This is a genomic window from Glutamicibacter sp. NPDC055354 (assembly GCF_053644955.1).
Window position 1 is genome coordinate 1,779,702 of sequence record NZ_JBSHMB010000001.1, and the last position, 14,110, is coordinate 1,793,811.

At 62.9% G+C, this 14,110-nt stretch carries 12 protein-coding genes; 7 read left to right on the top strand and 5 right to left on the bottom strand.

Annotated elements, in window-relative coordinates; genetic code table 11:
* Window positions 1-14: 14 nt before the first annotated feature.
* From ACWICV_RS08310 to ACWICV_RS08325, 4 genes are read right to left on the bottom strand one after another with little or no spacing between them, the layout of a single operon-like run.
* Window positions 15-407: a universal stress protein gene (locus tag ACWICV_RS08310; RefSeq protein WP_105656286.1), complete on the bottom strand. Its 393-nt coding sequence runs from the start codon at window positions 405-407 to the stop codon at window positions 15-17.
* Entirely contained in the window at window positions 404-1,933 is a 1,530-nt protein-coding gene (locus tag ACWICV_RS08315; protein ID WP_105656285.1) for a tripartite tricarboxylate transporter permease, read from the bottom strand. The genes ACWICV_RS08310 and ACWICV_RS08315 overlap by 4 nt, the downstream gene beginning before the upstream one ends.
* 23 nt (window positions 1,934-1,956) lie before the next feature.
* Complete coding sequence (locus tag ACWICV_RS08320) at window positions 1,957-2,541, bottom strand: tripartite tricarboxylate transporter TctB family protein (RefSeq protein ID WP_105656284.1); 585 nt, start codon at window positions 2,539-2,541, stop codon at window positions 1,957-1,959.
* A gap of 49 nt (window positions 2,542-2,590) precedes the next feature.
* The gene (locus tag ACWICV_RS08325) at window positions 2,591-3,589 is read right to left on the bottom strand and encodes a Bug family tripartite tricarboxylate transporter substrate binding protein (RefSeq protein ID WP_105661987.1); all 999 of its coding nucleotides are present in this window, start codon (window positions 3,587-3,589) and stop codon (window positions 2,591-2,593) included.
* Window positions 3,590-3,740: 151 nt separating this feature from the next.
* Here ACWICV_RS08325 and ACWICV_RS08330 point away from each other — a divergent pair, with 151 nt between their 5' ends.
* The 6 genes from ACWICV_RS08330 to ACWICV_RS08355 all read left to right on the top strand — a co-directional run bounded on the left by ACWICV_RS08330 (window position 3,741) and on the right by ACWICV_RS08355 (window position 12,298).
* The gene (locus tag ACWICV_RS08330) at window positions 3,741-4,631 is read left to right on the top strand and encodes a LysR family transcriptional regulator (RefSeq protein ID WP_105656282.1); all 891 of its coding nucleotides are present in this window, start codon (window positions 3,741-3,743) and stop codon (window positions 4,629-4,631) included.
* A 138-nt stretch (window positions 4,632-4,769) separates the two neighbouring features.
* A complete protein-coding gene (kdgD, locus tag ACWICV_RS08335; RefSeq protein WP_402473563.1) occupies window positions 4,770-5,708 on the top strand; it encodes a 5-dehydro-4-deoxyglucarate dehydratase in 939 nt (312 codons plus the stop codon).
* Window positions 5,709-5,758: 50 nt separating this feature from the next.
* Window positions 5,759-7,360, top strand: coding sequence for an aldehyde dehydrogenase (NADP(+)) (locus ACWICV_RS08340; protein WP_454090472.1), 1,602 nt, complete (start codon window positions 5,759-5,761; stop codon window positions 7,358-7,360).
* 3 nt (window positions 7,361-7,363) lie between these two features.
* Window positions 7,364-8,692, top strand: coding sequence for an enolase C-terminal domain-like protein (locus tag ACWICV_RS08345; protein ID WP_105656279.1), 1,329 nt, complete (start codon window positions 7,364-7,366; stop codon window positions 8,690-8,692).
* 122 nt (window positions 8,693-8,814) lie between these two features.
* Window positions 8,815-9,756 (top strand): AEC family transporter, encoded by a 942-nt coding sequence (locus ACWICV_RS08350; protein WP_454090471.1) that lies wholly within the window; start codon window positions 8,815-8,817, stop codon window positions 9,754-9,756.
* A 580-nt stretch (window positions 9,757-10,336) separates the two neighbouring features.
* Window positions 10,337-12,298 carry a S8 family peptidase gene (locus tag ACWICV_RS08355; protein ID WP_402473567.1) on the top strand — a complete coding sequence of 654 codons (1,962 nt, stop codon included), beginning with the start codon at window positions 10,337-10,339 and terminating at the stop codon, window positions 12,296-12,298.
* A gap of 87 nt (window positions 12,299-12,385) precedes the next feature.
* Here the strand turns inward: ACWICV_RS08355 and ACWICV_RS08360 are convergent, their stop codons facing one another.
* Window positions 12,386-13,183, bottom strand: a complete 798-nt coding sequence (locus ACWICV_RS08360) for a dioxygenase family protein (RefSeq protein WP_454090470.1) — start codon at window positions 13,181-13,183, stop codon at window positions 12,386-12,388.
* 423 nt (window positions 13,184-13,606) lie between these two features.
* Here ACWICV_RS08360 and ACWICV_RS08365 point away from each other — a divergent pair, with 423 nt between their 5' ends.
* The gene (locus tag ACWICV_RS08365; RefSeq protein ID WP_365943366.1) at window positions 13,607-14,050 is read left to right on the top strand and encodes a MarR family winged helix-turn-helix transcriptional regulator; all 444 of its coding nucleotides are present in this window, start codon (window positions 13,607-13,609) and stop codon (window positions 14,048-14,050) included.
* Window positions 14,051-14,110 lie beyond the last annotated feature (60 nt).

A 14,110-nucleotide genomic window follows, 5' to 3' on the forward strand; every position in this document is an offset into this window, starting at 1 on the left:
GGTGCGGTAGCGGGTCAGCCGGCCTTGACGGCCAGCACCGGATGCTGCGCCTGCAGCAGGATTCGCTGGGCGTGCGAGCCCATGATGAACTTGCCCACCTGGCTGCGCTGGCGCAGCCCGATGACGATCAAGGACACCTCGTGCTTCTCGGCCAGCCCGAGGAACTCCTCGGTCAGGTCATCACGATAGCTGGACTCCACGATGCGAGCCTCGACTCCCGCCGCGGCGGCAGCCAGCAGTACGCGTTCCAGGTCCTCGGGCGAAGCGGTGTGCTTGTCCACCAGCGACCCCTCGCGCGAGGAGTTCACGATCAGCAACGGTTCGGCGCGCAGCTTCGCCTCGATGATGGCCGCGTCGACGGCGGCCTGCCCTACTGGGGTGGGGACGTATCCCACGATGATGCTCATGCGTTTTCCTTTTCCTTTACGGCCTGCACGGCCACCAAGCGGTTCTTGCGCTGATCGATGGCGGACTTGATCATCGGCCACACGGCCACGAACACGAACACCACCAGCAGCGTTGCGGAGATGGGTCGGGACAGGAAGCCCGAGGGGTCGCCTTCCAGCACCAGCAGGGATCGGCGCAGGTTGGATTCCAGCAGGCTGCCCAGCACGAACGCCAGCACCAGCGGGCCGGGCTCGAAACCGAATTTCTTCATCAGGTAGCCCACGGCGCCGAACATGACCACCAGCATCACGTCGAACATGGAGTTGCGGATGGTGTACGCGCCCAGCAGGGTAATCAACGCGGTGATCGGCGCCAGGATCGCGGCGCGGATGCGCAGGATCCGCACGAATACCCCGATCAGCGGGATCGACATGATCAGCAGCAGGATGTTGCCGATATACATCGAGTTCACCACGCCCCAGAACAATTCCGGGTCATTGGAGATCAGCTGCGGGCCGGGGGTGACCCCCTGGATCAGTAACGCCCCGAAGATGATCGCCATCGTCGCATTCGCAGGAATGCCCAGAGTCAGCAATGGGATGAACGAGCTGGTCGCCGCCGCATTGTTCGCGGTTTCCGGTCCGGCGACACCCTCGATCGCCCCCTTGCCGAAGCGCGTAGGGTCCTTGGCGGTCTTCTTCTCCAGCGCGTAGGAGGCCAGCGAGGAGATCGTCGCGCCGCCGCCAGGCAAGATGCCCAGGAAGAAGCCGAGCACCGACCCGCGGCCGATCGCCCCGGAGGCCTGCTTCAGGTCCTGGCGCCGCGGCCACACGTTGGCCACCTTCAGCGGGGCGGACACGGCCCGGTGCCGCTCCTCCAGGTTGTAGAGGATCTCGCCCACGCCGAACAGGCCCATGGCGATCGGCACGAAGTCGATCCCGTCGGCCAGCGACAGGTTGCCGAAGGTGAAGCGCTCGGCCCCGGTGAAGCCATCGCGACCCACCGTGGCCAGGAACAGGCCCAACGCCGCGGCGATGATCGCCTTGATCTTGGAGCCTCCGGAGATGGTGGCCACCAGCAAGATGCCCAGCAGCGCCAGCGCCGTGTACTCCGGCGGGCCGAAGTCCAGCGCGAAACTGGCCACCAGCGGAGCCAGGAAGGTCAGGCCCACAATGGCGATCGTGCCGCCAATAAACGAGCCGATGGCGGCAATGCCCAGTGCGGTGCCGGCCCGGCCCTGCTTGGCCATGACATAGCCGTCGAAGACCGTCACCACCGAGCTGGCCTCGCCGGGAAGGCGCAACAGCACCGAGGTGATCGTGCCGCCGTACTGGGCACCGTAGAAGATGCCGGCCAGCATGATGATGGCGGTCACCGGCTCGACACCGTAGGTCAACGGCAGCAGGATCGCGATCGTGGCCGCCGGGCCCAGGCCCGGCAGCACGCCGATCAGCATGCCAATGACAACGCCGAGCAGGCAATACAAGAGGTTTGTGGGGTCCAGGACGGTGCCGAAGCCGTCCAGGACTGGTCCGAAGAAGTCCATGGGAGTCAACCTTTAATTGCGACTTAGAACAGTCGGGGAATCGTGGTGCCGAGCGCGGCAATGAAGATGGCGTAGAAGGCCACGACCACCAGCACCGAATACAAGGCGGCAGAGCGCCAGCGCTCACCGCCCAGCCAGCGCATCCACACGAAGCACAGCAGCAGCGCGGGAATCTCGAAGCCGATCAGCGGCATGAGCACCACCATCAGGATCAGGGTGGCGAAACCAATGACGGTGTACCAGCTCATGGCACTGAACTTCTCCCCGTCCTGCCCGCCGCGCCTGCCCACGATGAGCTGCACCACGGCCATGACGGCGGCAATCAGCGTGACAATGAAGGGCCACATCCCGGCGCTGGGCGCCGCGGGGGTGCCCAGCCCCAGGCCAACGGACAGCGCCATGCCGGCGCAGCCCAGCGCGAGCACCACCAGGCTGGAGGCAAGGTTCGCCACCGGTCCGGCCGGTTCCGGGGCCTCGGCTTCCCACTGGGCGGCGAGTTCCTCCGGGGTCAGCGCCTCGGGCGACGAATCGTCCTCGGGCTGCACCGGGCCGGATTCCGCGCGGGGCGCGGCGGGCACCGGCGGGCGTTCAACGTGTTTGGCTTGCATGATGTTGTCCTGTGCTTGAAGTGTTCCGGATCAGCTGGCTGCCGGGAGGCTACTTGCCGGCCAGCGAGATGTCGTACTCATCGGTCAGTTCCTTGTACTTCGCGGCCAGCTCATTCCATTCGGCGGTGACTTCCTCGCCGGAAATCTCGTTCGGAGTCAGCATGTTCTTCTCGTTGAACGAGGTGTAGGTGTCCGTGGCTACCGCGTCCTTGATGGAGGCCACCAGCTTCTGCTTGGCGTCATCGCTCAGGCCCTTCGGGGCTGCGATGGCGCGGTACTGGGAGACCGGGACTTCATAGCCTGCCTCGATGGCGGTGGGCACATCGGGAAGGAACTCGTTGCGCTCGGAGGAGAAGACCACGATCGGGGTGACGGTGCCGGCGTCGATCTGCGGCTTGGCTTCGCCCAGCTGCACTGTGGAGACCTGTACCTGGTCGCCCATGACGGCGGTCAGTGCCGGGGAACCCGAGTCGAATGGTACTGTGGTGCCTTCGATGCCCGCCTGGGCCAGGATCAGTTCCTGGGCCAGCTGCGAGCCGGTGCCCACGCCGGTAGTGCCGAAGGACAGCTTCTTGCCGCTGTTCTTGATGTCATCGAAGTTCTCCATCCCCGACTTGGTGCTGGCTACCATGACGTAGTCATCCTGGCTCAGTCCCATGAGGACATCGAGGTCATCGAGCGAAACCGCCTCGTCCGCGGATACCGCCAGCGGGGTAATGGTGATCAACGAGGCGTTGAGCAGCACGAGGTTCTGCCCGTCCGGGGCCATGGCCGCCACTTCTTCGGTGGCCAGCGCGCCGTTGGCGCCCGGCTTGTTCACCACGGGCAGGGCCACGCCCAGGGAATCCGCCATGCCGTCCGCCGCGGCGCGCGCGATCAGGTCGGTGGAGCCGCCAGGCGCCTGGCCGACGGTCAGGGTGATGGGGCCGCTGGGGAATTCGGCGGAGGCCGAGCCCCCGCCGACGTTGCCGCCGCAGGCGGAAAGCGCTAGTACCGCGCCAGTGGCCGAGAGGGCGAGCAGCGAGCGGCGAGTCAAGCGATTTTTCATGGGAAGTTCTCCTGTGGTGTCGAGTGTGGGACCCCGGCCGAGGCCTCGAGTGAGACAGCTCACCTTGCTGGTCTTGGAGTCAAGCGTAGAAACTTGAAGTGATGCATGTCCAAGGTTGAATGTGCATAGAATGATTCCAGAAAGGTATCAAATGTTTACTCTGGACCAAGCACGCAGTTTCGTTGCCGTTGCCGAGGAATTGCACTTCGGCCGTGCCGCCGAGCGGCTGAACATGACCCAGCCGCCGCTGAGCCGGCAGATCCAGAAACTCGAGCGCACGGTCGGCGTGGAACTGCTCGAGCGCGACAACCGCCGCGTGGCCCTCACCGCGGCGGGCCATGCTTTCCTCCAGGATGCCCGCCGGCTGGTCGTGGCCGCCGAGCGTGCCCCGGACAATGCCCGCCGCATCGCCGCCGGCCAGCTGGGCGAGCTGCGCATCGGCTTCACCGCGGCCTCGGGCTTCAGCCTGCTCGGCCCGCTGCTGGGAGAAATCTCGGCGCAGATGCCGCAGGTGCACCTGGAGCTGTCGGAAATGGTGACCGGCGAGCAGGTCGACGCCCTGCTGGACGGCGACATCGATCTGGGCTTAGCCCGCCCGCCCTTCGACGAGAAGCTCTTCGAATCCGCACTGCTATTAACCGAGGGGCTCTACGTGGCAGTGCCCTCTGGCCACCGGCTGGCCCGGCTGCAGCGGGAGGTATTGTTCGATGACCTGCGCAACGAACCGCTGATCATGCACTCCCCCACCAAGGCCCGCTACTTCTACGACCTGGTGGTGCGCCGCGTCGACATCGAGCACAAGAACGTGCGCCATACCGTCAGCCAGGTGCTGACCATGCTCGCGCTGGTCTCCGCCGGGCGCGGTATTGCTTTCGTCCCGGAGAGTGCCAAGCTGCTGGGCGTGGGCGGGGTCAGCTACCTGCGGCTTGGCGAGGTTACCGACGATCCGGTGCAGCTGCACGCCATCTGGAGCAAGTCCTCGCGCAATCCGGCGCTGGAACGGGTGGTCTCGATCGTGCGCCACGCGCTGCACGCTGAATGATGCACAGTAGGTATCAAACAATACAAATATGGGCTTGGACAGGCATCATAGAGGGTTCCTAGGCTGAGGGTAATACCAATGCACCGCCCCCAGCTTTCCCGTCTCGCCTGAGGTGGGAACCAGTCAAAGGAACAAACCATGGCCCAGTACACCCCCGCCGAACTTGCCGCCAAGCTCAAGGACGGGTTGCTCTCCTTCCCGGTCACCGCATTCGACGCGAACCTGGAAATCGACGAGGCCGCGTACCGCAACCACCTGGCCTGGCAGTCCAGCTTCGATGTCGCGGGACTGTTCGCCGCCGGAGGCACGGGCGAAGGCTTCACGCTGACCCCGGCAGAGGCCTCGCGTGTGGTCCGCATGGCAGTGGAAGAAGCCGGCTCCAAGGTTCCGGTGCTGGCCTCGGCCGGCGGTTCGACCAAGCAGGCCATCCAGAATGCGCAAGACGCCGAGGCCGCAGGGGCCGAGGGCCTGCTGCTGCTGCCGCCGTACCTGACCGAATGCGACCAGGAAGGGCTCTACCAGCACGCGTCGGCCATCTGCGCATCGACGACGACCGGCGTAATCGTCTACAACCGCGCCAACGCGATCTATTCGGCGGACACCGTGGCCCGGCTGGCCGATAACCACGAGAACTTCATCGGCTTCAAGGACGCGCTGGGCGACATCGAGCACCTGACCAAGGTGTACGCCAAGAACGGCGACCGCCTGTTCTACCTGGGCGGGCTGCCTACCGCGGAGACCTTCGCGCTGCCGCTGCTGCAGCTGGGCATGAGCACCTACTCCTCGGCCATGTACAACTTCGTTCCGGAATTCGCGCTGGACTTCTACAAGGATGTGCGCGCCCAGGACCTGAAGGCGGTCAACGAGAAGCTGAACCGCTTCGTGCTGCCGTACCTGGAAATCCGCGACCGCGTCAAGGGCTACGGCGTATCCATCGTCAAGGGCGGGCTGAAGGCCATCGGCCGCGACTCCGGCTCGGTGCGCCCGCCGCTGCAGGATCTGACCGAGCAGGACCTGGCGGACCTGTCCGCGCTGATCCAGCAGGCAGGCATCGTTCCCGCCGGCGCGAGCCTCTGACCAGCACTGGCACTTTACGACACACCAATCAGTCGACTCAGGAGCAATTCATGAGCACAACCACGCAGAACCTCACCGGCCAGTCCATCCTCGCCGGCGCCAGCACCGAAGGCAACGGGCGCAAGGTCAACGGCTATAATCCGGCGACCAACGAGCGCCTGGAACCTGCCTACAGCCTCATCGATGAGCAGCAGCTGAAGCTGGCCACCGCTGCGGCGGCCGAGGCCTTCGAGTCCTTCCGGTCCTTGGAACCGTCGAAGCACGCAGAGTTCCTGGAAGCCATCGCGGAGAACATCGAGGCAGTGGGCGCCGAACTGGTCGCTCGCGCCATGGCCGAAACTGGCTTGCCCGAGGCGCGCCTGACCGGCGAGCGCGGACGCACCACCGGACAGCTGCGGCTGTTCGCGCAGGTGGTGCGCCAGGGCGACCAGCACGGCGTGCGCGTGGACCCGGCCCTGCCCGAGCGCACCCCAGCCCCGCGCGTGGACATCCGGCAGCGCAAGATCCCGGTGGGCCCAGTCGCGGTGTTCGGCGCGTCGAACTTCCCGCTGGCGTTCTCCACCGCAGGCGGCGACACCGCCAGCGCACTGGCTGCCGGCTGCCCGGTGGTCTTCAAGGCCCACAATGCGCACCCCGGAACCAGCGAGATTGTTGGCCATGCCATCAGCAAGGCCGTCGCCGACTTCGGGCTGCACCCGGGAGTCTTCTCCCTGGTTTATGGCCCCGGCGCGTCGATCGGCCAGGCGCTGGTGAAGGATCCGGCCATCAAGGCCGTGGGCTTCACCGGTTCGCGGGCCGGCGGCACCGCCCTGATGGCCGCCGCGGCCGCGCGACCGGAACCCATCCCGGTGTATGCCGAAATGAGCTCCATCAACCCGGTGATTTTCTTCGAGGGAGCCTTGGCGCAGGATCCCGTTGCGCAAGCCAAGGCCTACTTGGCTTCTGTTGTCGGTTCTTCCGGGCAGCTGTGCACCGCACCGGGACTCGTCTTTGTTCCCACCGGAGCTGCCGGCGACGCATTCGCCCGCGCCGTCAGCGGCCAGGCACCGGAAACTTCCGGGCAGACGATGCTCACCGAGGGAATCTACAATTCCTGGACCGCTGGTGTCCAAGCGCTCGGCAGCCAGGACGGTGTCGAACTGCTGGGCCGTGGCACCGAAGGGGCAACCGAGAACGCTCCGGCACCAGCCATCTACACCGCTGGAGTGGAGCAGCTGCTGGCCAACCCGGTGCTGCAAGACGAAATCTTCGGAGCCGCCTCGCTGGTGATTCGCTACACCGATGCCGCACAGCTGCAAACCGCGCTGGGCCGGCTGGAAGGCCAGCTCACCGCCACCTTGCAGCTGGACGATTCGGATCACGAAGCCGCAGGGCAGATCATCGGGACGCTGGAAACCAAGGTCGGGCGCATCCTGGTCAACGGATGGCCAACCGGTGTGGAAGTGGGCCACGCGATGGTGCACGGAGGTCCATTCCCGGCAACGTCCGACCCGCGGACCACCTCGGTGGGCACCCTGGCCATCGAGCGCTTCCTGCGCCCGATCGCCTACCAGAACTTCCCGGACGCGCTCTTGCCCAAGCCCATCGCGGAAGACAACCCGTGGAAGTTGACCCGCCGGATTGACGGCGTCCTGCAGGCGAAAGGCGAATAATCCATGACTTCCCAGCCCACCATTGCCTCGGTGAAGGTCATCCCGGTCGCCGGGCATGACTCCATGCTGCTGAACCTCTCCGGGGCGCACGGGCCGTTCTTCACTCGCAATATCGCTATCCTCACTGACTCCGAAGGCCGCACGGGCCTCGGCGAGGTACCTGGCGGCGAAGCGATCCGTTCGACCATAGAGGAGGCCGGCACACTGATTACCGGCGCCCCTGTGGCGACTTACCGTTCGCTGCTGCGCCAGGTGGCAGCCCGCTTCGCAGACCTCGATTCCGGCGGACGCGGTGCACAGACCTTCGATTTGCGCACCACCGTGCACGCAGTCACCGCACTTGAGTCTGCACTGCTGGATTTGCACGGCCAGTTCCTTGGAGTGCCGGCGGCCGAACTGCTCGGCGACGGGCAGCAGCGCGACGCGGTTCCGATGCTCGGCTACCTGTTCTACGTGGGCAACCCGGATACGACGGATCTGCCGTATCTGCGCGAACCGCAGGGCAACGACGATTGGGAGCGCTTGCGCCGCGAGGAAGCCATGACACCAGAAGCCGTGGTGCGCCTGGCCGAGGCGGCTCAGGCCCGTTACGGGTTCAAGGATTTCAAGCTGAAGGGCGGCGTCCAGGACGGGGACTCCGAGGTCGATGCTGTCATCGCTTTGAAGGAACGCTTCCCCGAAGCCCGGATCACGCTTGACCCCAATGGCGGCTGGCTGCTCGAAGATGCTATCCGGCTTGGCAAGCGCATGCGTGGAGTGGTGGCCTATGCCGAGGATCCGTGCGGCCCTGAGGGCCGCTTCTCGGGCCGCGAGGTCATGAGCGAATTCCGCAGGGCGACCGGTCTGCAGACCGCCACGAACATGATTGCGACTGACTGGCGAGAAATGGCGCACGCGGTGCGCACCAATGCGGTAGACATCCCCCTGGCAGATCCGCATTTCTGGACCATGTCCGGTTCAGTGCGCGTTGCCCAGCTGTGCAACGAGTTCGGACTGACTTGGGGGTCGCACTCGAACAACCACTTCGACATCTCGCTGGCGATGTTCACCCAGGTCGGCGCCGCTGCTCCGGGCGAGATCACGGCACTCGATACCCACTGGATCTGGCAGGATGGACAGGGCCTGACCGAGGAACCATTGGTGATTCGGGACGGAGAGATCAAGGTTCCGCAGCGGTCCGGCTTGGGTGTCAGCCTGGACATGGATCGGGTCGCCCAAGCCCACGAACTGTACCTGGAACATGGGTTGGGCTCGCGTGACGACTCGGTGTCCATGCAATACCTGATTCCCGGCTGGACCTTCGATTCGAAGAGTCCCGCGCTGGTTCGCTGACAGGCTGCCAGGGAATCTGAATAATGCACCGTGGACGGTAGAGGGAGCTTTCGCACCCTCGCCGTCCACGGCTTCGAGAAGCCCCGGAGCTGGGAACACCAGTACCGGGCGGGAAAGGCAATATGCAAGGAGTTCTACAGGGATTCTCCGTTGTCTTGATCCTCATCGGCATCGGCCTGCTGACGTCGGTCGCGCTGCCGCGACAACGCGCGGCCATTGCCCAGGGGCTGACCCCGCTCATCTTCTACATCACCAACCCCGCCCTGATGTTCACTCTGCTTGCCAGCACCGATCTGCATGCGGTGGTTGGTGTATTCACCCCGATAGCCTTGATGGTTGCCGTGCTGACCGGCTCCGCTTATGCCTTGGTCGCGCGGCTGGTCTTCAATACTCCAGCTCGTCGGCTGCCCGTTGCGGCCATGTCCACGAGTTATGTGAATGCTGGAAATATCGGTGTGCCGCTGGCCCTTTATGCGGTGGGCAGCACCAGTCCCGTAGTGTCGGTGCTCATCGCGCAGTTGCTGATCATCGCTCCCGTCTACCTGTGCATGTTCGCGGTGCTCTCCCGCGCCAAGTCCGGTGGCGCGGATAGCCTGCCCGGTGCGAAATTGATCCTCAAGTCCATCGCCAACCCTGTCACTATTGCGACCTTCCTCGGTGCGGTGTTCTCCTTCTTTGGCCTGGCACTGCCCGAAGTCATTCATGCGCCAGTGCAAATGATTGGCGACGCATCCATCCCCCTGTTGCTGATGTCCTTTGGAATGGCGCTATACGGCCAGCGTCCATTGTCAGATAAGAACCTGCGCGGCGAAATCTATCTGGCGACCGCGTTCAAGGTGTTCTTCATGCCTTTGCTCGCCTGGCTCGTTGCCCGCTTCGTTTTCGGCCTATCCGGAATCGAACTTCTCGGAGTGGTGATCATGGCGGCGCTTCCAACCGCGCAAAACGTCTTGCTGTTTGCCCAGCAATTCAAGTTGCCCGTCGCCGTGCCGCGCGAAGTGGTGCTGGCAAGCACCCTGCTGACCTTTCCCAGTGTGCTGGTCATTGCCTTCTTGCTGGGCTAGATACGTGCAGCACCGGTATTCGCTCCGGTGGGCATCTTGGGCCTGCCGCTGCAAGCCGTTGCCAGCTGTCTCCCGAAGGGTAACTCGGCGGAACTGATTAGTTGGCGAAGCCTCCAGCCGATGAGCTGGCAACCAAGGCGCTATCGGCCATCGCACGGTGCCGAATCCGGAGGTACCCCATTTATTCAATGAATTAGCCAAGATACCTATCACGCTTGGAACACGGCTTCGACGCCAGGAGAGCTGGATCCCGGAATGTACTTCTAGAGTGAAACAACTTCGGAAAGATAGCGTTCGCTATGCAAATAATTATGTGTTTTCCATGGTCAGTGCGGATCTGAAAATTTCGAACTCCCCAAACATGCAGATAACCATCATTCATTTTTCGAATCTGCGAGTCCGCCGGGATAGTTCCACAGAAATATGTGAAACACCTTTTTAGTACATGAGCGAATATAAAAGATTTATTTGAGAAGTACTTCCTTTAGGAGTTGCCGAGCAGTTACGCTCCTACCGGCACACACCACATCGATTGATCACCGACCTTTGTGCGCCCAAAAACCCTACAAGGAGAACATCAATGGCACGTTTTTCTACCCCTCTTCGGAGAACCCTGGCCGTCTCCGCGGCCGTAGTGATCGGCATGAGCGGCTTCGGCGCTGGCGCCTTGCCAGCTACCGCCTCCCCCGTGTCGGCTCCCGCTGAAAAGTCCCTCCCCAAGGCAAATGGCGAAGACAAGGTCAAGATCGGTTCGGTGCAATCAGGCGAGGCCTACGACCAGTTCATCGTCACCTACAAGGCTTCAGCCACGCAGACGGGCAAGTCCTCCCGCGCCAAGGCCTGGGGCAAAGCAGCCAAGGCAGCAGGCGTTACCGTCAAGGAAATGCGAGCCATGGCCACCGGCAGCTTCGTGGTGAAGGCCGACAAGAAACTCAAGGGCAACGGCGCCAAGGAGTTCATGGCCGATATTGCGCAGTCTGGTCTCGTGGAATCGGTGGAACCCGATGCCATCATGAAGATTTCCATGACGCCTAACGACACCCGGTACGGCGAGCAGTGGCACTACAGCGGCACCAACGGGATGCGCTTGCCTTCGGCCTGGGACATCGCCACCGGCGAGGGCAGCATCGTCGCAGTCCTGGATACCGGCATCACCTCGCACTCGGACCTGAACGCCAACATCGTTTCCGGCTACGACTTCGTCTCCAGCTCTGCCTCGGCCCGCGACGGCAACGGCCGCGACGCGAACCCCCAGGATGAGGGCGACTGGTACGCCGCTGGTGAATGCGGCGGCAGCTACTCGGGCAATTCCTCTTGGCACGGCACCCACGTGGCCGGCACCGTAGCCGCAGTCACCAACAACTCCAGCGGCGTGGCCGGAGTTGCACCGGATGCCAAGATCCAGCCGGTCCGCGTCCTGGCCAAGTGCGGCGGCAGCCTGTCCGATATCGCCGATGCCATCATTTGGGCTTCGGGCGGTGCGGTCCCGGGAATTGCCAATAACCCAACCCCTGCAGACACCATCAACATGTCCCTGGGCGGTGGCGGCGCTTGCGGAACTACCTACCAGGCGGCCATCAACGCCGCGGTTTCGCGCGGCACCTCGGTGGTAGTTGCCGCCGGCAACGAAAGCCAGAACGCTTCGAATTCCCGCCCGGCCAACTGCGAAAACGTCATTACCGTAGCGGCAAGCAACCCTTCGGGCGCTCCGTCGTACTACACGAACTACGGCTCGGCCGTTGACGTCACCGCACCTGGTGGCGACACCCGCTACGCCGGCCAGGGCGTGCTGTCCACCATCAATACCGGCACCACTACTCCATCCAGCCAGGGCTATGCCTTCTACCAGGGCACTTCCATGGCCACCCCGCACGTAGCGGGCATGGTCGCACTGATGAAGTCGGCAGACCCTGGGATGTCCCCCGCCTCCGTGGAAACTGCGTTGAAGCAGGGCACCCGCGCGATGCCAGGCGGTTGCAGCATCGGTTGCGGCGCCGGACTGGTGGATGCCGCCAAGATCATGAATGCCCTGGACGGCAGCAACCCAACACCAACCCCGGAGCCAACTCCGGATCCGGAGCCAAGCGGCAACCTGCTGAAGAATGCTGGCTTCGAGAACGGGGCGGATTACTGGACCGCCAACCGCGCCGACACCTTCGAGTCCGGCTCGGCAGCCCGCTCCGGCAGCGGATTAGCTGGGCTGAATGGTTGGGGCAATTCCAACACCTACACCCTGGACCAGAAGGTCGCCATCCCGGCAGATGCCACCAATGCGCAGCTGGAGTTCTACCTGCATGTGCTGACCAATGAAACTACTGCCTATAGCCAGTACGACAAGCTGACCGTACAGGTTCTGGACGGCTACGGAACCTACAACGTGGGCACCTGGTCGAACTTGGATGCCGGCTCGTCCTACGAACTGCAGGCTGTTGACCTGAACAACTTCCGCGGTAAGACCGTTACTTTGCGTTTCAAGGGCGTGGAAGACAGCTCGCAGGCTACCTTGTTCCGCATTGATGATGCATCGGTAGCCGCCAGCTAGAGGATCGACCAGAAAAGTCCACTATTACCTGCGCAAGCGCGGGACCAATCGGTGCCGCGCTTGCTGCGGGAAAGATAGGGAGATCGCCTAGCTCAAGGTCCAGGAGCGCTTGGACAGGCCGTACCAGAAACCGTCAATTGCCGTCTTGGCATCAATTCCACCCGAGGCGTATGCCGCTCCCAGCGCAACGTACAGCGGAGCCCAATGCTCCGAGCGAGGGTGCGCTTCACGGGCCGCCGGGGCCTTGTGCAGGAAGTCGAGGATCGAGTCCACATCCCCGCGGACCATCGCCTCCTCAGCCCAGTGGTCGAACTCGCTGGAGGCCGATGGCGGCGCCGAATCCGGCCCGCCGGCTGGGTTGAACCAGCGCAAGTTGTGGGTGGTGAATCCGGAGCCAACGATCAAGGTTCCCCGCTCGCGCAAGGGTGCCAAGCTCTTGCCCAGATCAAAGAGTCCTGCAGGATCCAGTGTTGGCATGGACATCTGCACCACAGGTACATCCGCATCCGGGAACATTTCCTTCAGCGGCACGTAGGCGCCATGGTCCAGTCCACGCGTCTCGTCGCGCTCCACGTGATGGCCATAGGCCGAGGTCAGCCGTTCGACTTCATTGGCCAGCCCGGGCGCCATTGGCGCATCGTAGCGAACGTCGTAGTACTTCTGGTCGAAGCCCCAGAAGTCGTAGACCAATTCGTTCTTCTGCTGGGTAGCACTCAGCGTCACCGGCGCATTTTCCCAGTGCGCGGAGATCATCAGAATATCTTTCGGCTTCTCGAAAGTGCCGGACCAGCTAGCCAGCTCCTGGGTCCAGCGCTGGTCGTCGGCGAGTGGCGGTGCACCATGGCTAAGGAACAAGACGGGAGGGGTATCGGATAGATGATTCATGATTAAAAACTACCAACCATTAGTTGAAGCGTCAAGCTTTATTTTCATGAATCCCGATATCCAATTCATGCAAGACCCTCAATGCTCTCCAAGAGGCCCGTGGACAGTGCGGACAGATTCGCCGCACCACGTTGGGTCCAACGCCAGCGGCAACGGAGGCCATGGCTTTCTTGCTCTGCTTCTTAGCGGCGGCGGAAATCTATTGCTTCTCTAATCACAAATGCAATTGGCAAGTCGTTCCTAAGCTGCGCCGGAGAAGTGGAACTGTACGGCTTTGCAGGCATCAGGCGTTGCCTGGCCAGTCTTTTCCAAGCCATTAATTACGCTCAGCTGGGGATTCGCAGTACGTTCAACACTTCGGCTTCGAACGGCTGCGGTTTCCAATATCAGACTTATTGACCATTAATCTTTAGAATGGTTTGTATGCAAGAAGAAGAACTGATGCAGACGGTCGAAGAAGAATTCACCGCCATCTTATTGCGCGCCCGCCAGATGCTGATCCGTCGCGCCAAGATCATCCACCCGGACCTGCAGGATCCGGGGTACCGCTTGCTTGCAGTGGTCATCCGTGATGAAGCCCAGCAACAGGGAGCACTCGCAGAAAAACTGCGTCTGGACAAGGCGACTATTTCCCGCCTCGTGCAGCACCTCGAGTCTCTGGAACTTGTCACCCGCACCCAGGATCCTTCCGATGGCCGGGCCCAGCTGGTCTCGGCAACAGAAATCGCCAAGGAGAAGTGGCGCTCCAGCGGTAACACGCTGCGTGAGGAACTGCGCCGCCAGCTCAAGGAATGGGAAGCCGCCGAACTGAAGAATTTTGGAGATCTCCTGCACCGCCTCAACGACAGCTTTGAACAGATTCTCTAGTTCCCGATCTTCAGCTGAAGCCTTGGAGACCTTCTGGTTTCCAAGGCTTCAGCTTTTTAG

Coding starts and splice junctions, on each gene's coding strand:
- ACWICV_RS08330 (WP_105656282.1), top strand. CDS start 3,741: ATGTTTACTCTGGACCAAGCACGCAGTTTCGTTGCCGTTGCCGAGGAA.
- ACWICV_RS08350 (WP_454090471.1), top strand. CDS start 8,815: ATGCAAGGAGTTCTACAGGGATTCTCCGTTGTCTTGATCCTCATCGGC.
- ACWICV_RS08360 (WP_454090470.1), bottom strand. CDS start 13,183: ATGAATCATCTATCCGATACCCCTCCCGTCTTGTTCCTTAGCCATGGT.
- kdgD (WP_402473563.1), top strand. CDS start 4,770: ATGGCCCAGTACACCCCCGCCGAACTTGCCGCCAAGCTCAAGGACGGG.
- ACWICV_RS08345 (WP_105656279.1), top strand. CDS start 7,364: ATGACTTCCCAGCCCACCATTGCCTCGGTGAAGGTCATCCCGGTCGCC.
- ACWICV_RS08315 (WP_105656285.1), bottom strand. CDS start 1,933: ATGGACTTCTTCGGACCAGTCCTGGACGGCTTCGGCACCGTCCTGGAC.
- ACWICV_RS08310 (WP_105656286.1), bottom strand. CDS start 407: ATGAGCATCATCGTGGGATACGTCCCCACCCCAGTAGGGCAGGCCGCC.
- ACWICV_RS08340 (WP_454090472.1), top strand. CDS start 5,759: ATGAGCACAACCACGCAGAACCTCACCGGCCAGTCCATCCTCGCCGGC.
- ACWICV_RS08325 (WP_105661987.1), bottom strand. CDS start 3,589: ATGAAAAATCGCTTGACTCGCCGCTCGCTGCTCGCCCTCTCGGCCACT.
- ACWICV_RS08320 (WP_105656284.1), bottom strand. CDS start 2,541: ATGCAAGCCAAACACGTTGAACGCCCGCCGGTGCCCGCCGCGCCCCGC.
- ACWICV_RS08365 (WP_365943366.1), top strand. CDS start 13,607: ATGCAAGAAGAAGAACTGATGCAGACGGTCGAAGAAGAATTCACCGCC.
- ACWICV_RS08355 (WP_402473567.1), top strand. CDS start 10,337: ATGGCACGTTTTTCTACCCCTCTTCGGAGAACCCTGGCCGTCTCCGCG.